The sequence below is a fragment of the Pseudomonas germanica genome (assembly GCF_019614655.1).
Classification (GTDB): Bacteria; Pseudomonadota; Gammaproteobacteria; order Pseudomonadales; family Pseudomonadaceae; genus Aquipseudomonas; species Aquipseudomonas neuropathica.
Genome location: NZ_CP071586.1, coordinates 2,958,953 through 2,976,727 on the forward strand (window position 1 = coordinate 2,958,953; position 17,775 = coordinate 2,976,727).

At 57.1% G+C, this 17,775-nt stretch carries 16 protein-coding genes and 1 pseudogene; 8 read left to right on the plus strand and 9 right to left on the minus strand.

The window, feature by feature from the left end; translation table 11 throughout:
• Nucleotides 1–285 precede the first annotated feature (285 nt).
• The 4 genes from J0G10_RS13285 to J0G10_RS13300 all read left to right on the plus strand — a co-directional run bounded on the left by J0G10_RS13285 (nt 286) and on the right by J0G10_RS13300 (nt 2,571).
• The gene (locus J0G10_RS13285) at nt 286–978 is read left to right on the plus strand and encodes a transposase (RefSeq protein ID WP_220558637.1); all 693 of its coding nucleotides are present in this window, start codon (nt 286–288) and stop codon (nt 976–978) included.
• 156 nt (nt 979–1,134) lie between these two features.
• Nucleotides 1,135–1,632 carry a contact-dependent growth inhibition system immunity protein gene (locus J0G10_RS13290; protein ID WP_220558638.1) on the plus strand — a complete coding sequence of 166 codons (498 nt, stop codon included), beginning with the start codon at nt 1,135–1,137 and terminating at the stop codon, nt 1,630–1,632.
• Between the two features lie 151 nt (nt 1,633–1,783).
• Nucleotides 1,784–2,041, plus strand: a complete 258-nt coding sequence (locus tag J0G10_RS13295) for a hypothetical protein (protein ID WP_220558639.1) — start codon at nt 1,784–1,786, stop codon at nt 2,039–2,041.
• 95 nt (nt 2,042–2,136) lie between these two features.
• Nucleotides 2,137–2,571: a hypothetical protein gene (locus J0G10_RS13300; RefSeq protein ID WP_220558640.1), complete on the plus strand. Its 435-nt coding sequence runs from the start codon at nt 2,137–2,139 to the stop codon at nt 2,569–2,571.
• Between the two features lie 758 nt (nt 2,572–3,329).
• Here J0G10_RS13300 and J0G10_RS13305 read toward each other — a convergent pair.
• Together J0G10_RS13305 and J0G10_RS13310 are read right to left on the minus strand one after the other, a co-directional pair.
• Nucleotides 3,330–4,373, minus strand: a complete 1,044-nt coding sequence (locus J0G10_RS13305) for an LLM class flavin-dependent oxidoreductase (RefSeq protein ID WP_220558641.1) — start codon at nt 4,371–4,373, stop codon at nt 3,330–3,332.
• Between the two features lie 152 nt (nt 4,374–4,525).
• Entirely contained in the window at nt 4,526–5,011 is a 486-nt protein-coding gene (locus J0G10_RS13310; RefSeq protein WP_016987069.1) for a flavin reductase family protein, read from the minus strand.
• Nucleotides 5,012–5,335: 324 nt separating this feature from the next.
• Between J0G10_RS13310 and J0G10_RS13315 the strand changes: the two genes are divergently transcribed.
• Both J0G10_RS13315 and J0G10_RS13320 read left to right on the plus strand, forming a co-directional pair.
• The gene (locus tag J0G10_RS13315) at nt 5,336–6,742 is read left to right on the plus strand and encodes a purine-cytosine permease family protein (RefSeq protein WP_220558642.1); all 1,407 of its coding nucleotides are present in this window, start codon (nt 5,336–5,338) and stop codon (nt 6,740–6,742) included.
• 249 nt (nt 6,743–6,991) lie between these two features.
• The gene (locus J0G10_RS13320) at nt 6,992–8,092 is read left to right on the plus strand and encodes a polyamine ABC transporter substrate-binding protein (RefSeq protein WP_220558643.1); all 1,101 of its coding nucleotides are present in this window, start codon (nt 6,992–6,994) and stop codon (nt 8,090–8,092) included.
• Nucleotides 8,093–8,115: 23 nt separating this feature from the next.
• Here J0G10_RS13320 and J0G10_RS29970 read toward each other — a convergent pair.
• Together J0G10_RS29970 and J0G10_RS13325 are read right to left on the minus strand one after the other, a co-directional pair.
• A pseudogene (locus J0G10_RS29970) lies at nt 8,116–8,199 on the minus strand (metal ABC transporter ATP-binding protein); the annotation flags it as partial.
• A gap of 16 nt (nt 8,200–8,215) precedes the next feature.
• Entirely contained in the window at nt 8,216–9,190 is a 975-nt protein-coding gene (locus J0G10_RS13325) for a TerC family protein (RefSeq protein WP_220558644.1), read from the minus strand.
• A 164-nt stretch (nt 9,191–9,354) separates the two neighbouring features.
• Between J0G10_RS13325 and J0G10_RS13330 the strand changes: the two genes are divergently transcribed.
• The gene (locus tag J0G10_RS13330) at nt 9,355–10,299 is read left to right on the plus strand and encodes a Dyp-type peroxidase (protein WP_220558645.1); all 945 of its coding nucleotides are present in this window, start codon (nt 9,355–9,357) and stop codon (nt 10,297–10,299) included.
• Here J0G10_RS13330 and J0G10_RS13335 read toward each other — a convergent pair whose 3' ends face one another.
• The gene (locus J0G10_RS13335) at nt 10,300–11,088 is read right to left on the minus strand and encodes an AraC family transcriptional regulator (protein WP_095125686.1); all 789 of its coding nucleotides are present in this window, start codon (nt 11,086–11,088) and stop codon (nt 10,300–10,302) included.
• An 84-nt stretch (nt 11,089–11,172) separates the two neighbouring features.
• On the opposite strand from J0G10_RS13335, the gene J0G10_RS13340 reads away from it, so the two are divergent.
• The gene (locus J0G10_RS13340) at nt 11,173–12,171 is read left to right on the plus strand and encodes a bile acid:sodium symporter family protein (RefSeq protein WP_220558646.1); all 999 of its coding nucleotides are present in this window, start codon (nt 11,173–11,175) and stop codon (nt 12,169–12,171) included.
• A 103-nt stretch (nt 12,172–12,274) separates the two neighbouring features.
• On the opposite strand, the gene J0G10_RS13345 is transcribed toward J0G10_RS13340, so the two are convergent.
• From J0G10_RS13345 to J0G10_RS13360, 4 genes are all read right to left on the minus strand, one after another.
• Nucleotides 12,275–13,030, minus strand: a complete 756-nt coding sequence (locus tag J0G10_RS13345; protein ID WP_220558647.1) for an ABC transporter ATP-binding protein — start codon at nt 13,028–13,030, stop codon at nt 12,275–12,277.
• Entirely contained in the window at nt 13,024–14,085 is a 1,062-nt protein-coding gene (locus tag J0G10_RS13350; protein ID WP_077573294.1) for a FecCD family ABC transporter permease, read from the minus strand. The genes J0G10_RS13345 and J0G10_RS13350 overlap by 7 nt, the downstream gene beginning before the upstream one ends.
• Nucleotides 14,082–15,263, minus strand: a complete 1,182-nt coding sequence (locus J0G10_RS13355; protein WP_220558853.1) for an ABC transporter substrate-binding protein — start codon at nt 15,261–15,263, stop codon at nt 14,082–14,084. The genes J0G10_RS13350 and J0G10_RS13355 overlap by 4 nt, the downstream gene beginning before the upstream one ends.
• Nucleotides 15,264–15,325: 62 nt before the next feature.
• Nucleotides 15,326–17,740, minus strand: a complete 2,415-nt coding sequence (locus J0G10_RS13360; RefSeq protein WP_220558648.1) for a TonB-dependent receptor — start codon at nt 17,738–17,740, stop codon at nt 15,326–15,328.
• Nucleotides 17,741–17,775 lie beyond the last annotated feature (35 nt).

Consider the following 17,775-nt stretch of genomic DNA (forward strand, 5'->3'; position numbering starts at 1 on the left):
AAATGGGGACAGACCACGTTTAGAAAGCGCTCTGAAAACGTGGTCTGTCCCCTTTTTATGTTCCATGAGGCGTTGCTGCCTCGGGGGGCAGTGGGTGGCGTAATTGAAGGTATTGAAAAGTTGTAGAGTTGGCAGCGGCATGGCTGGTCACAAGATAAATGGGGTCAGATAAATGGGGTCAGACCACTTTAATGTAGTTGGCTGCAACAATACGTAAAAATTTGCCGTCATTTGTGCCTTGCGGCCCGCTAAGCTTTCAGTTCGACCAATTGAAAGGATTCATCGATGCCGCGTAGACCACGAGTTTTGATACCAGGCGTTCCGTTGCACTTGATTCAGCGAGGGAACAATAGGTCTGTGTGTTTTTTTACCGACGAAGACTATCTTTTTTATCTGGAGCTTTTAGACGAACAGGCCTCTAAAAATGAATGTGATATTCATGCGTGGTGCCTAATGACCAATCATGTTCACTTGTTAGTCAGTCCTCATAATGCCAACAGCGCAAGCCTGCTGATGAAAGGTGTCGGGCAGCGATACGTCCAATATATAAATCGTACGTATAGTCGCAGCGGAAGTTTGTGGGAAGGCCGGTTTCGTTCATGCCTTGTTGAGAGTGAACGATATTTGTTGTGTTGTTATCGATACATCGAAATGAATCCCGTCAGAGCGAAAATGGTAAATCATCCGGCAGAATATCGCTGGTCAAGTTACCGTGTTAACGCACAATCAGAGCGATCACACACTGTTACTCCTCATGCTCAGTATTTGGCGCTTGGAGGGCAGGGCGGGCAGCCGGCAGATGCTTACCGCGAACTGTTCAAAAATGACTTAGAATCAGAATTGGTTGACCAGATTCGTGACGCGACCAATGGAAATAATGTTTTTGGCGGTTCAGAGTTTGCTGTTGATGTCGAGGAAAAGATCGGTCGTCGCGTGCAGCGAGGGAGCCCGGGACGGCCAAAAAAATCGATCATTTAGTGAAAACGTGGTCTGTCCCCTTTTCTTTCTTTTCTTTCTTTTCTTTCTGTCGCTGTTCCTGCAGGTAAGAATTCGGTGCAATGGCTTCAAAAAAATCACGCGATAAAGTATGGTTGATCTCATGGCGTAAAAGTAAGCATAGGTTCGGTGAGGCAAATGAGTCAGTTGAATAATAAAGCTTGGGCTTACGTTAAGTTTAATAAGGATTTTATTTTCATTGAGACCTACTCCGGCTATTTTAATTGTCTGCCGGATCCTGAGGGGAAGAGGTCTTTGCTGTTGCACACCTGTGAAGATAGCGAACTGGGAGAATGTGTTTTGGCGGCCTTGGCCGTTAGCCGAATGATTGACCCGAAGGAAAATCCAGAGTTTTTTGATTTTAGAGGTCGCGTGGTCACTCAATATAATGAGTGGATAGCTAATCTAATGAAGGAATTTGGCTACAAAACCAAACGTGAACTGTTTAAGGATATGAAAATCTGCTCACTGGACGCCGTTAATGGACTTGTAACAATTCGTCCCAGTCATCATGAGAAACTGGAGGCCTGGAGTGGCAAGGGGATAACTGACAAAGACTATGTCGTTATTTCCGCTACTAGTGCCTGTAACGAGGTTGGCGCGGCACTTCGTTTGGCATTTAGTCGTTGTTCATAAACTTGGATTCAGTTCGACAGGCTCTGTTCACGATTGAGTTGAAAATCTTAAAGGGTGTAAATGGGGACAGACCACGTTTAGATAGTATTCCGAAAATGTGGTCTGTCCCCAGTTCACCCCTGTTCGTCAAGAATTTCAATAGATTGAGTGGGTGAATGAATATGAGGTGTACGTGGCTATTTATATAGAGATGGATAAGGTTGTAGAGACTGAAGCATATGTGGAATATACGTTTGGCCGGGGCGGTGACGTGGGTCTGATACAGCTAGATAAAATAAAGGAAACTATAAGCGTCATTAAAGAGTGCCCGTTGGATGGAAGCGGAAAATGGTCGGAAAGAGCGGGTATGAAGCTCGCTCAGCTTTTCGTAAAAGGCGAGTATCCTGAGAAAACCCAGTGGGCTTCTTGAGAAAGGATAGAGAGAAAATGGGAAAAATGGGTAAAGATTCTCGGGGATTCGCGCTAATTGAGTTAAATCCCGGGTTTATCGCGTGTAGATCATAAATGATGAAGAATTTTTTCTATTATCAATCGCTTCCTGACTCGATGCCTGTAGAAGATGTGGCAAACGAGTTTCATGAACTGCTGATCGAGAAACCTTTTTCTGGAAAATCAAAGTTTGATTTTTTACAGGCTCTGTTAGAACTCAGCGATCGTCAGTGGCACACCTATGAACAGTTGTGCGAGTCACTAAAGACTCAAATAGAAAAAACCTTGATCAATGAGTGGGATGGGTTTGATTTTGATTTTGCTCAGGGGGCGATCGTCGTTGCGGCACACCTTGGATTGGCGGAACTGTTTGACTTTATATCAAGCCAGAATGTCAGTGAGCTTTCGTCAGAAGTGGCTATCGAGATCAAAGAGGCAATTGCTGAGCTGGGTAGTAATATCGCTGATCCGTATAGTGGTATGAAATTGATAGGTGGAGAGTACGTTTAGCGAGCATTTGGAAATGTCAGCTAGCCCCGTTTTCCACCGTTTCGAAGTCAACGTAGCCTCATCGAAGTCTGAACCATTTGGAATGGAATGGGGACAGACCACATTTAGACAGCACTCCGAAAATGTGGTCCATTCCCGTTTTTTTTTTTGGATTATTGACCGTGGTAACCCATAATGAATGAATCCTATCCAACAGCATGCGAGCAGTGTAGAGGCGAATTAGTTGTCTTCAATGAGGGTAGCACTCAGGGAACACGCTGCGATCTGTGTGGCTGGTCGGTAGTTACCACCAATATGCCCGGCATCCAACTGGATGAGTGCAGGTATGAGGTTCGCTGTCGCGGCGACTATTGGAATCAAACACAGATAAGGGCGGTTTCCGAGGTGACAGGTCACAATTTTTTAATGTCGAGAGATATGCTCCAGCAAGGCTCTACTCTGGTGTTTAGCGGTCAGGCGAAGTCGGTCCTACGGGTTAGAAATATTCTTGTATCAGCTGGGGTCGCTTGTGAGATTACACCTGATTTTTGCTGGATATAAATTGACTCTGGCGATGAAGGCCAATTTTTCGCAGGCGGCCATGAGTCAACAACAACAGGAGTTGATGATTGACCAGGTATAGAGGCGGATTTCACAAGGTAGATTTTTTGAGTTTTGATTCTGCGGTGGGAATATCCCAAAAGAATATTTGCATGCTGAACTGAAAAGCCCCGAACTGCTCGGGGCTTTTTTATTTGGGGCAGGCAATCAGCAGTGACTCAGCGAAACGCCGGCACCACATGCTTGATAAACAGCTCCAACGATTTCTTCTTCTCCTCATGCGGCAAGCTGTTGTCACACCAGAAACTGAACTCATCCACCCCCAATTCCTGGTAGTACTTGATCCGTGGAATGATCTCTTCCGGCGTACCAATCATCGCCGTCTTGTGCAAACTCTCCAGCTCAAACTCCGGACGCCCGGCAAACTTCTCTTCCGGGCTCGGCGCGAGGAAACCGTTGACCGGCGTTTGCTTGTTGCCAAACCACGCATCGAAGGTGCGATAGAAACGTGAGATCGCTTTTGCGCCAACTTTCCAGCCATCAGGATTGTCAGCGGTGTGCACGTGGGTGTGGCGCAGCACCATCAGTTGCGGGCGCGGTACACCGGGATTGTTATCAAGGGCGGTCTGGAATTTGTTCTTCAGGTCGAGGACTTCTTCGTCGCCCTTCATCAGCGGCGTGACCATCACGTTGCAGCCGTTGGCCACAGCGAAGTTGTGCGAATCCGGGTCGCGGGCGGCGATCCACATTGGCGGGTTGGGCTTTTGAATTGGTTTCGGCACGCTGGTGGAGGTGGGGAATTTCCAGATGTCGCCGTCGTGTGCGTAGTCGCCTTGCCACAGGGCGCGGACCACTGGGACCATTTCCCGCAGTGCCTGGCCACCGCTGGAGGCAGGCATACCGCCGGCCATGCGATCGAATTCAACCTGATAGGCGCCACGGGCCAGGCCGACTTCCATGCGACCGTTGCTGATGACGTCGAGCAACGCGCATTCGCCAGCAACGCGCAACGGGTGCCAGAACGGCGCGATGATGGTGCCGGCGCCGAGGTGGATGGTGGTGGTTTTGGCGGCGAGGTAGGCGAGCAAAGGCATCGGGCTGGGCGAGATGGTGTATTCCATGGCGTGGTGTTCGCCGATCCACACGGTGCTGAAACCACCGGCCTCGGCCATCAGGGTCAGTTCGGTGAGGTCTTCGAACAGTTGGCGGTGGCTGACGCTTTCGTCCCAGCGTTCCATGTGGATGAACAGGGAAAATTTCATGACGCTTCCTCGGATCTTTTGTTGTTGAGGCTACAAAACTTGTAGGAGTGAGCCTGCTCGCGATGGCGGTGTGTCAGAAAACATATCGACATCGGATAAATCGCTATCGCGAGCAGGCTCACTCCTACAGTTGATTTGTGCGGGGCTGACGATCAGGCCAGGACGGGCAGGGCGCCCATCTTGCCGTGGCAGTACACCAGCGGTCCGGCGATTTGCTCGGGGACGATCAGGTTCTTCACCGCGCCGACCATGATGGCGTGGTCGCCGCCTTCGTATTCGCGCCACAGTTCACACTCGATGATAGCTGTCGCGTTGGCGAGGATCGGGTTACCCAGTTCGCTCAAGGTCCACTCGATGCCCTGCGCCTTGTCTTTGCCTTTGCGGGCGAAGGCGTAGGCCTCGCTTTGCTGGCCGCCGGACAGAACGTGAATGGCAAAGCGCTTGTTCTTGATCAGCACCGGGTAGGAATCAGAGCTGTAGTTGGGGCAGAACAGCACCAGCGCCGGGTCCATCGACAGCGAGCTGAACGCACTGGCCGTCAGGCCGACGATCTGGCCGTCATCGTCCAGCGTGGTGATAACGGTTACGCCGGACGGGAACGAACCCATGACTTGTTTGTAGATGGCGGCATCGATCATTGGTCGGTCCTCGGGTGTGGTGCTGCTATTTTTATGTGTTTGTTGGTCTGATGGTATACCAGTATTCGATCTTTGCAAGGCCTTTTAAGCTGAACCGATAAACGTGCCGCGTTCGTCGGAAACTCAGTATTTACGGGGCTTTCGGCTGGTCTGCAGGCCCCGGTTTCAGCGAGGATGGCGTATCAGTTGGCGCCGCAAACTACGGATCAGTCTTGTGAATTGTTTGGAATACCATAATATGGTCTGCATCTGAGGGGCGGCCACAGAGTCCCCCCGGTTTGGCTTCATACAACGATAAGAACAGACAAACTCGAGTTCATGCATATGTCCCAGATGTCCCGGCAAGATCCGTTGATCGAGAACCATACGGTCGACTACGTCCCACTCGCGGAACGCCACGGGAAGGCCCGCGACCTATTCACTCTTTGGTTCAGCACCAACATTGCGCCACTGCCCATCGTCACCGGCGCCATGGTGGTTCAGGTGTTCCATCTCGATTTGCTCTGGGGGCTGCTGGCGATTGCGCTGGGGCACATGATCGGCGGCGTGGTGATCGCGCTGGCCTCGGCGCAAGGCCCGCGCATGGGTATTCCGCAAATGGTCCAGAGTCGCGGCCAGTTCGGTCGCTACGGCGCGCTGCTGATCGTGTTCTTTGCCGCGCTGATCTACATCGGTTTCTTTATTTCCAACATCGTCCTGGCGGGTAAATCCATCGTCGGCATCGCGCCATCGGTGCCGGCGCCGTTGAGCATTCTGATCGGTGCACTGGCGGCCACGGCGATTGGCGTGATCGGCTACAACTTCATCCACACGCTGAACCGCATTGGCACCTGGGTGATGGGCGGCGCGTTGCTCGCCGGTTTCATCTATATCTTTGCCCATGATTTGCCGGCGGACTTCCTCACTCGCGGCAGTTTCAACCTGTCCGGCTGGCTGGCGACGGTGTCGTTGGGGATTATCTGGCAGATCAGTTTCTCGCCGTACGTGTCCGATTACTCGCGCTACCTGCCTGCGGATATCGGCATTGCCAAGCCGTTCTGGGCGACTTATCTGGGCGCGACGCTGGGCACGATTCTGTCGTTCAGCTTCGGTGCGGTTGCCGTACTGGCTACTCCGGAAGGCACCGAAGCGATGGTCGCGGTCAAGCAATCGACCGGTTGGCTCGGGCCGATTCTGATGGTGTTGTTTCTGCTGAATATCATCAGCCATAACGCGCTGAATCTGTATGGCGCGGTGCTGTCGATCATTACCTCGATTCAGACGTTTGCCAGCCAATGGACGCCCAGCATCAAGGTGCGCGTGGTGTTGTCGAGCGTGGTGCTGGCCGGTTGCTGCGTGGTTGCGTTGGGCGCGTCGGCGGACTTCATTTCCGAGTTCATCGGTTTGATTCTGGCGCTGCTGCTGGTGCTGGTACCGTGGGCGTCGATCAACCTGATCGACTTCTACCTGATCAAGCGCGGCTGCTACGACATCACCTCGATCTTCCACGCTGATGGCGGGGTTTACGGGCGCTTTAATCTGCACGCGATCATTGCCTACTTCATCGGCATTATTGTGCAGTTGCCGTTCGCCAACACCTCGCTATACGTCGGGCCGTACGCCAATCTGGTCGAGGGCGCGGACTTGTCCTGGCTGGTCGGCCTGGTGGTCACCGTTCCGCTGTATTACTGCCTGGCCACACGCAGCCAGACACAGCAGAGCAGGGCGGCGAGATTGGGTTACACCGACTGAGCTGATCCGTTACTCGACAATGCCCGGCCAAGTGCCGGGCATTGTTGTTTCCGCATCCCGACGGTCAATCAAATTGGCCACATCGATCCCCTTTTGGCCCATCCCCCACTGTGATCCGTCTACGCTGTCAGCAAGAATCAAAACCATAACCAGACGCTGAACCTTTTTTACCCTTGGCTACCTTTACAGCCGCTGCCGTGTACAGAACATAAAAACCATCGAACTCACGCTGCCTTTTGGGGAACAACCATGGTCACGATGAAACGCATTCTGGGTGCCACCGTATGTGGGCTGACGCTGTTGGCCAGCGCCGTCCAGGCCGAGCAACGCGAACTGCGGGTGTACAACTGGGCGGACTACATCCTGCCGTCCGTGCCCAAGGATTTCGCCGCAAAAAGCGGCATCAAAGTGACTTGGGACACCTTCGACACCAACGAATCCCTGGAAGCCAAACTGCTGACCGGCAACTCCGGTTACGACCTGGTAGTGCCGTCGAACCAGTTCCTTGAAACGCAGATCAAGGCCGGCGTGTTTCAGAAGCTGGATAAATCGAAACTGCCGAACTGGAGCCACCAGGACCCGGAACTGTTGAAACTGCTGGGCAAGAACGATCCGGGCAACCAGTACGGCGTGCCTTACATGGTCGGCACCGTGCTGATCGGTTTCAACCCGGCCAAGGTCAAGGCGGCACTGGGCGACAACGCGCCGGTGGACAGCTGGGATCTGGTGTTCAAACCGGAGAACATGGAAAAGCTCAAATCCTGCGGTGTAGCGATGCTTGATTCGCCGACGGAAATCCTGCCGCTGGCCCTGCATTACCTCGGTCTCGACCCGAATAGCCAGAACCCCGCCGACTATGAAAAGGCCAAGGAGTTGATGCTCAAGGTTCGTCCGTACGTGACCTATTTCAACTCGGCCAAATACATGACCGACATCGCCAACGGTGACATCTGCGTGGCCATCGGTTATTCCGGCAGCTTCTACCAGTTCGGCAACCGCGCCAAAGAAGCGGGCAACGGCGTAGTGGTCGACTGGCGCTTGCCGAAGGAGGGCGCGCCGATCTGGTTCGACACCTTCGCCATTCCGAAGAGCGCGAAGAACGTCGAGGAAGCGCATGAGTTCCTCAACAACCTGCTCGATCCGAAGGTGATCGCGCCGATCAGTGACTTCCTCGGCTACCCGAATGCGAACAAGGATTCGATACCGCTGATCAACAAGGAAATCACTGACAACCCGAACCTGACGCCAACGCCTGAAGCGCTGAAAAATCTCTACGTCGTGCAGCCGTTGCCGCAGAAGCTTGAGCGCGTGCGCACACGGGTGTGGACCAACATCAAGTCCGATAAGTAACCACCACCGCAATCCAAATGTGGGAGCGAGCCTGCTCGCGAAAGGGGAGTGTCATTCAACTTCGATGTTGACTGGTCCGACGCCTTCGCGAGCAGGCTCGCTCCCACAGGGTTTTGTGCGGTGTCATTCCGTGCTGCGTTCGGTTTCTCTGGTCATCACCAGACTCAGCAGGACTGAGCCAAGAATCACCCCACCCACCACCGCCAACGACCACTCCACCGGGATGTGCAACCACGGCATCAACACCATCTTGCCGCCGATAAACACCAGCACAATCGCCAGCCCGTACTTGAGCAGATGAAAGCGGTCCGCCATGTCCGCCAGCAGGAAATACAACGCGCGCAGGCCCATGATCGCGAAGATATTCGAGGTGAAGACGATGAACGGATCAGTCGTCACGGCGAAGATCGCCGGGATGCTGTCGACCGCAAACATCAAGTCACTGGCCTCGATCAGCACCAGCACCAGAAACATCGGCGTGGCCCAGCGCACGCCGTTCTGCAGGACGAAAAAGCGTTCGCCGTGAAAGCTGCTGGTGATGCGCATATGCCCGCGCACCCAGCGCAGCAGCGGATTCTTGTCCAGATCCGGCTGGTGGTCGGCAAACACCAGCATCTTGATCCCGGTAAAGATCAGGAACACCCCGAACGCATACAGCAGCCATTCGAACTGCGACACCAGCCACACCCCGGCAAAAATCATCACCGCGCGCATTACGATCGCCCCGAGCACGCCGTACAACAGCACTCGGCGCTGCAACTCGGGTGGCACGGCGAAGTAGCTGAAGATCATCACAAAGACGAACATGTTGTCGATCGACAGCGATTGCTCGATCAGATAACCGGTGAGGAATTCGAGGGTTTTCTGCCGGGCGATGTCAGCGCCGAACGCGCCGTGCAGATACCACCAGAGCAGCGCCGCGAAACTCAGTGCCAGCAGGCACCAGGCGATGACCCAGGACAAGGCTTCGCGAACCGACACCCGATGCGCCTTGCGCCCACCGAAGACAAACAGGTCCAATGCCAGCATGGCAAGCACGAAGACGATGAAGGCGCCCCACATCCATGGTTCGCCGATATTGATGTTTGTGGCAGGCATGTCACGCTCCCTGTCTATTCTTGGATTGGGGTCAGACGAGGCCATGCTAGCGACGAGTTTGCGGCAAAGAAAAATCGTTTATTTCTGCACAACAGTTCGATAAAAACGAACTATCTGCCCTCGTTATCAGCCCGGGCATTTTTTACGGAGCAATGTTTTCAGCGATGAATACCGACATTCTCGAACCTCAAGCGGTGTGCAGTCCGATCACCAGCAGCGCAATATTCATCGTCGCGACGCTGAATGCCGGGCCTGAAGCAGCGCAAACCGTCAAAGACTGGTGCGGCGATGTCGCCGGGCTGGTGCGCTCGGTTGGCAAGCGCGTACCGACCGGCAATCTGACCTGCATCTGCGGCTTTTCCTCGAACGCCTGGGATCGCCTGTTTGGCAATCCGCGCCCGGCGTCGCTGCACGATTTTCGCGAGTTTGGCGAGGAGGGGCGGCACGCTCCGGCAACCCCGGGCGATCTGCTGCTGCACATTCGCGCCGATCAAATGGACCTGTGTTTTGAACTGGCCACGCAAATCATGGCGGTTCTCGGCGATGCAGTGACGGTGGTCGACGAAGTGCAAGGTTTTCGCTATTTCGACATGCGCAGCATCATCGGTTTTGTCGACGGCACGGAAAACCCGGTCGGGCGCAAAGCGGTCAACTTCACCATTGTCGGTGACGAAGACCCCGACTTCAGCGGCGGCAGCTACGTGCTGGTGCAGAAATACCTGCACAACATGGCCGCGTGGAACGGCCTGAGCGTTGAAGCACAGGAGCGCGTTATCGGTCGCACCAAGCTCTCCGATATCGAACTGGACGACGCGGCCAAACCGAGCAACTCGCACAGCGCGCTGACCACCATTACCAACGCGGCCGGCGAGGAAGTGAAAATCCTCCGTGACAACATGCCGTTCGGCCGGCCGGGGGCAGCGGAGTTCGGCACCTTCTTCATCGGTTACGCGCGCTCGCCCGAGCCGATCGAGCAGATGCTGGAAAACATGTTCGTCGGCAAGCCACCGGGTAACTACGACAAGTTGCTGGATTTCAGCACGGCTGTTACTGGGAGCCTGTATTTCGTGCCGTCGGCGGATTTGCTGGAGGACTTGGCGGATCGCTGATCAGCGAAAAAACTCACCGGGCGTTTCCCCGAACTGTTGGCGAAACGCCGCAATAAACGCTGAGGTCGAGTCGTAACCACAGGCCAGCGCAACGTCGGTGACGCGTTCGCCTTTTTCCAGCGGTGTCAGCGCACCGAGCAGGCGCAAACGCTGGCGCCAGGCGCGGAAGGTCAGGCCGGTGTCACGTTGAAACAGGCGGGTGAGGGTCTTTTCGGTGACGCCGAACTTCTCGCTCCAGTGGCTCAGCGTGGTCTGCTGTTCCGGGTGTTGCTCCAGGCTCTGGTAGATCTGCTTCAAGCGGGCGTCTTGCGGCAACGGCAGCATCAGATCGATCTGCGGCGCCTCGGCCAATTGATCAAGGATGACCTGGGCCAGACGTCCGTGCGGGCCGCTTTGCTCGTATTCCACCGGAACCTCACTGAACGCGCGAATCAGTTCCCGGAGCAGGTCGCTGACGCCCAGCACATGGCAGCGCTCAAGCGCCCATCCGGCGACGCTGCAATCGATGTAGAGACTGCGCATTTCCGTGCGCGGCGAACTGAACACCCGATGCGGCACGCCCGCCGGGATCCACACGGCGCGCTCCGGCGGAGCGACAAAGCGGCCGGCGCTGGTCTGGATTTCCAGCACGCCCTGAATCGCGTAGGACAACTGTACCCACGGGTGGCTGTGGCGTCGGGTCAGGGCGCGATTGGGCAGCGATTCGGTGCGTCCGTAGAGTGGGCGCGGCAGGCTGGGCAGCCCGGGAATGCTGCGACGGACGCTTTTCTCATGTCCTTTAGGCGGCATCTTGTGGCCCTTCGGCGTTAGTCGGTAATTGGCCGTCACGTTAGAGTCGTCAGCACGCACTGGCAACCCCCGGATGAACCGACCATGACTCGCCCACGTTTTTTGCCCGACAACTTCACCCTGACGCTGATCGGCGTCGTGCTGCTGGCCAGTTTCCTGCCGGCCAGCGGCCAGGTCGCCGTCGGCTTTGGCTGGTTGACCAACATCGCCATCGCGCTGCTGTTTTTCCTGCATGGCGCGAAGCTTTCCCGCGAGTCGATCATTGCCGGTGCCGGTCACTGGCGTCTGCACTTGCTGGTGTTTGGCCTGACCTTTGTCCTTTTCCCGATTCTCGGGCTGGCGCTGAAACCGCTGTTGTCCCCGCTGATCGGCGACAAGTTGTACATGGGCATGCTTTACCTGTGCGCGTTGCCGGCCACGGTGCAATCGGCTATCGCTTTCACCTCGCTGGCGCGGGGGAATATTCCGGCGGCGATTTGCAGCGCGGCGGCATCGAGTCTGTTCGGGATTTTCCTCACGCCGCTGCTGGTGACGCTGCTGCTCGACGTACACGGTGATGGCGGTTCGACGCTGGACGCAATCCTGAAAATCAGCGTGCAATTGCTCCTGCCATTCATTGCCGGGCAGATCGCCCGTCGCTGGATCGGCGCGTGGGTCGGACGCAACAAGAACTGGCTGAAGTTCGTCGATCAGGGCTCGATTCTGTTGGTGGTTTACGGCGCGTTCAGCGAGGCCGTCAACGAAGGCATCTGGCATCAGATTCCGCTGTTCGAGTTGCTGGGGCTGGTGGTGGTCTGCTGCATTCTGCTGGCGCTGGTGCTGTTGGCGTCGACGCTGTTGGGCAAGGCGTTCGGCTTCAGCCAGGAAGACCGCATCACCATTCTGTTCTGCGGCTCGAAAAAGAGTCTGGCCACTGGCGTGCCGATGGCGCAGGTGTTGTTTGCCGGCAGCACGATTGGCGTGCTGATCCTGCCGCTGATGCTGTTCCATCAGATCCAGTTGATGGTCTGTGCGGTGCTCGCTCAGCGCTACGCCAAGCGCCCGGAATCGGTGCCAGAGCTGATGGCGCAAGTCGATCCATAACACACCCCACCGTGTAGGAGTTGCCGCAGGCTGCGATCTTTTGATCTTGTCTTTTAAAAAACAAAGATCGCAGCCTTCGGCAGCTCCTACAGGGGCGGGGAGATCAGACGATGTCGTCGATCAGGATATGCGATAGCCCTTTGCTGCACTGCTCGATGCGTGCTTCGACCTTGTAGACCTCGCGCAGCATCTGTTCGGTGATCACCTCATTGCTCGGGCCGCTGCCCTGACTGGTGCCATCGGCAATCACCAGCACCTGATCGGCGAAGCGCAACGCCTGATTCAGATCATGGATGGCAATGAACACAATCACCTCGCGTTTGCGCGCGAGGCTGCGCATGAAATTCAGTACTTGCACTTGTCGATGCATGTCGAGGGCGCTGGTCGGTTCGTCCATCAGCAGGATTTCCGGTTCGCGCACCAGCGTCTGGGCGATGGAGACCAACTGCTGCTGACCGCCGCTGAGTTCACCAAGGTTACGGAACGACAGCCCGGTGATGCCCAGCGCGGCGAGAATCTCGTCGACCAGTTTCAGCTCATCATCGTGGACCACCCAGCCCGGGGTCAGTTGCTTGCGCGCCAGCAGCACGGATTCGTACACCGTCAAACGCGCACTGGCGTTCAGGCCTTGAGGCATGTAGCTGATGCCGCTCGGGCCTTTTTTCGAGTCCTGCAAAATCACTTGCCCGGGGCCATCGATCAGCCCGGCCATGCGTTTGAACAGGGTCGATTTACCGGCCGCATTGGGCCCGACCACGGCAACCACCTGACCGCCAGAAAACGTTGCCGTCGAGACACCACGAATGATCTCGCGCTGGCCGTAGCGCGCGCCCAGATTGTCCAGTTGCAGCGTCACCATGAGTTTTTCTTCCCGCCGAGAATCAGTGAAATGAAGAACGGTACGCCGATCAGCGAGGTGACCACGCCGATAGGGAAAATCGCACCGGGGATCAGGGTCTTGCTGACCACCGAACTGGCCGAGAGAATCAACGAGCCGGTGAGCAAGGAGGCCGGCAAAAAGAAGCGCTGATCTTCACCGATCAGCATGCGCGCGATGTGCGGCCCGACCAGACCGATGAAGCCGATGGTGCCGACGAAGGCCACGGGAAACGAGGCGAGCAGGCTGACCATGATCAGCGTCTGAAAGCGCAGGCTGCGCACGTTGATGCCGAAACTGGCAGCCTTGTCGTCGCCCAGGCGCAGGGCGGTCAGGGCCCAGGCGCGTTTGGCGAAGATCGGCAGGGTGATCAGGATCACCAGGCAGATCACCCCGAGTTTCGGCCAAGTAGCTTTGGTCAGGCTGCCCATGGTCCAGAACACCACGGCGGCGACGGCTTGCTCGGTGGCGAAGAACTGCACCAGCGCCAGCAGCGCATTGAAAGTGAACACCAGCGCGATGCCGAGCAGCACGATGGTTTCGGCAGTGACGCCACGACGCATGCTCAGAAAGTGAATCAACAGCGCCGAGAGCATGGCCATGATGAAGGCGTTGAGCGGCACCATGAATTGCGCGGCCAGCGGGAACAACGCCACACCGAACGCCAGGCCCAGCGCCGCGCCGAAACTGGCGGCAGCGGAAATGCCCAAGGTGAACGGACTCGCCAGCGGGTTGTTGAGGATCGTCTGCATCTGCGCGCCGGCCAGCGATAACGCCGCGCCGACCGCCACCGCCATCAGTGCCACCGGCAGACGAATGTCCCACATCACCACGCGCACTTGTGGCGAGGCGCTGTCCGGCGAAAACAGGGCGCCGAGCACTTCGCTGAAACTGTAACTCGCCGGGCCCAGTGCCAGATCGAGCAGTACGCTGCACAGCAACAGAACGACCAGCCCGGCGAGGATCAGGCGTTTACGCAGCACCAGTCGCCGGTAGGTTTCGCGCTGCACCTCGACGGTGTCGGTCAAAGAACTCATGGTTTGACCTCAGGATTGCGCAGGCTGACGAAGTAGCCCGACTCATACGGCACGGGCAGAAAACGCTCGTGCAGTTCGCGGAAGGAGGCGTCCGGGTCGAGATCGGCAAACAGCTCCGGGTGAAACCATTTGGCCAATTGCTGAATGGCCACGAACTGGTAAGGGCTGTTGTAGAACTGATGCCAGATGGCGTGGAAGGCTTGTGTCTCCTGAGCCTTGATCCCGGCGTAGGCCGGACGCTGCGTATACCACGCGAGTTTTTTCCGCGCCTGGTTCATGTCGGCGCCGGGCCCGACACCGACCCAATGGCCACCGGGTGCAAAGGCTTCCCAGTTGGCCGTGGTGACCACCACGTGCGCCGGATTGGCGACGATGACCTGCTCGGGATTCAACTGGCCAAACGTGGTCGGGATAATCCCCCGGGCGATATTGTTGCCGCCGGCCATGTCGACAAACAGACCAAAGTTCTCGTTGCCGAAACTCAGGCAGCAATCGTCTGTGTAGCCGCCGATGCGCTCGATGAACACGCTTGGACGCGGTGGGTGCTGTTTCTCGATGACGTCGGTGACGCGGTGAATCTGCTGGTTGCGAAAATCAATGAAGGCTTCGGCGCGTTGCTCTTTACCGAACAGTTTGCCGAACAGGCGCATGGTCGGTTCGGTGTTCTGCATCGGGTTGTTGCGAAAATCGACGTACACCACCGGGATGCCCAAAGCGTCGAGCTTCTCGATATAGCGCGCATCTTCGGTGGCGTGCTGCGCTTCGATATTGAGGATGATCACGTCCGGTCGCTGCGAGATCGCTTGTTCGATATCAAAGGTGCCGTCTTCAAAGCCGCCGAAGGTGGGGATTTTGGCAATGCCGGGGAATTTTCGCAGGTAGGCATTGTAGGTGTCCGGGTCCGACTGGATCAGATCCTTGCGCCAGCCGACGATGCGTTCGATCGGGTTTTGTGTGTCCAGTGCAGCGACCAGATACAACTGCCGGCCTTCACCGAGGATGACCCGCCTGACCGGCAGATGCACCTTGACCTTGCGCCCGAGTAGATCGGTCACCTCGGTGCGCGCCGTATCCGCTTCGCTGGCGTTTGCATTGCGCGGCGCCAGCGCAGACAGGCTCAGCAGTCCTGCCAGTAACAGCGCAGCCATCGCGAGGCTGCGTCGATCGAAAATCACCATGGTCAAAGCCTTTGCAAAGGTCAGTTCGGCCAACAGCTCACACCGCTGGCCGGCTGAACGTTTCAGAAATCGACAGTCGCCGACAGTAATACGGTGCGCGGTGAGCCTTGGGAGAACGCGCCGTAGGAAGCGACGCCCGACCAGTACTCGTGGTCGAACACGTTCTGCACGGTGGCGCGAAACGTGGTCGGTCGATCATCGATGCGTGTGCTGTAGCGGGCGCCGACATCGAAGCGGGTCCAGTCATCGAGTTTTTGTGTGTTGGCCTGGTTCACGTACTGGCTGCCGGTGTGGATCGCGCCTCCGGTCAGTGTCAGCCCCTCGACCCAAGAGGTGTCCCATTCGGCCCAGAGGTTGGCCTGAACCTCGGGCACGCCGACCGGTTTGTTGCCGCGGTTGGCGGCCACGCCGGTTTTCGTCAGTTCGGCATTGAGCAGGGTCACGCCGCCGAGCAGGCGAGTGCCCGGCGTGACTTCGCCGAACACGTTCAGCTCCAGCCCGCGATTGCGTTGTTCGCCCTGCACCGAGAACACCCCGGAGGCCAGTTCGCCGCTGGGTTTGGTGATCTGAAACAGGCTGATGGTGGAGGTGAACGTGCCGTAATCAGCTTTGACCCCGAGTTCGTGCTGGCGGGAAACATAAGGGGCAAAGATCTCGCCAGCGTTGGACGCGGTGGAAGGCGCGATGTCGCCCTTGCTCAGCCCTTCGAGGTAGTTGTAGTAGAACGAAACGTGATCCCAAGGCTTGATCACCGCGCCGAACAACGGGGTCGTCCGGCCGTCGTCGTAGGACGTGGTCACCACGCCGGCGGCGTTGTAGTTGTCGGATTTGATGTTCTGTTTGCGCAAGCCCAGGGTTACCTGCGCGCGGTCATCGAGAATCGACAGCGTGTCGGCGAGCGCCACGCCAGTCAGCTCGCTCTGCGAGACTTTCGGCGTATCCGGCTTGGGGATGTAAGGTTGCGGGCGATCCATCGGGTGATAAATGTTCGACAGGATCGGTGCGCCGGAAATGATCCCGCGCGCCAACACATCGCGATAGCGACTGACTTGCACGGTGGTGCGGTGACTGATCGGCCCGGTATCGAAGCGCAGCCGCGCACCGGCATCAACGGTGTAACGCTCGACTTCGAACTTGTAGTAGCCGGGGATCGACGAGGTGTCGCCAGCGGCATTGATAATGGTCGGCGTCTGGTCGGACATTCGCGCCACATCCGATTTGCCGCCGCCGGCATGGGCGAACACCGTCAATGCGTCGCTGAGGTCATATTCGCCGCTGAGCAGCGCCGATTTGTCACGGGTTTTCGACCAGCCCCAATCCTGACTGACGTTGCTGCGACCGTTGGCGGCGGAAGGAATGTCCACGCCCGAAGCAATGAGAAATGGTCGCGAGGCAGCGTCGAAGCTTTCTTTTTGGCTAAGCCAGTCGAAGGTCGTGCGCAGGCGCTCACCCTGATAATCGAGAGAGATCGCACCAATATCGACATGCCGCGATTGATCGTCGATCGCCGTGTTGCCCAGTTGCGTACTGCCGTTGAAGCGCACGCCAAAACGACGCTCTTCACCGAAACGTCGACTGACATCGAGATGGCCACCGGCCTGAGCATCCATGGCGTAACTGGCGGTGAAACGGGTCAGGTCTTCATCGAGGGAGCGTTTCGGCACCACGTTGATCACGCCGCCCACCGCGTTGTTGGGAGACATGCCGTAGAGCAAGGCGCCGGGGCCTTTGACCAGTTCGATGCGCTCGGCGTATTCGGTGAAAACCCGATAGTTGGGCGCCACACCGTAAACGCCGTCGAAGGCCAGTTCACCGAGGTTGCCTTCGCCGACGGGAAAGCCACGGATGAAGAACGAGTCGACAATCCCTCCGGTCTGGCCAGTGGAACGCACCGAAGAATCACGTTCCAGCACATCGCCGACGGTGACGGCCTGTTGATCCTTGATCAGCGCCGAGGTGTAGGTGCTGACGCTGAATGGCGCGTCCATCACATCCGTATTGCCAAGAATGCCCAGGCGCCCGCCGTTGGCCACTTGTCCACCTGCATACACTTCTGGCAGGGAATCGGCGCGCTTTTCGGTGCCGATGATCGATGTTTCATCCAGCGTCACCCGGCGCTGCACCAATGCGTAGCTGCCGTCGCTGCGCAAGACCATGTCCAGGCCACTGCCGGCCAGCAAGCGATTGACCGCCTCCTGCGTCGAGTAATTGCCGATCAGCGCCGCGCTGGTCAGGCCTTCGGCCAGCGAGGGCTCGAACGACAGGGCAATGTTGGCGTCCACGGCGAAGCTCGACAGGGTCGCACCCAGCGGCCCGGCGGGAATGTTGTAGGCACGAACCGTGACAGCGTCCAGTTGCACCGGCACGGCGGCCAAGGCAAACGGGCAAACGGCACCGATCAGGACAAGGCTTAGCAACGCACTGCGAACAACGGGTTTGAGCTGACGTTCCGGGCGCAGATGGCGTGCGGCAAGCATGGATGAATGAGCCTATAAACAGGACGAAAATGTGC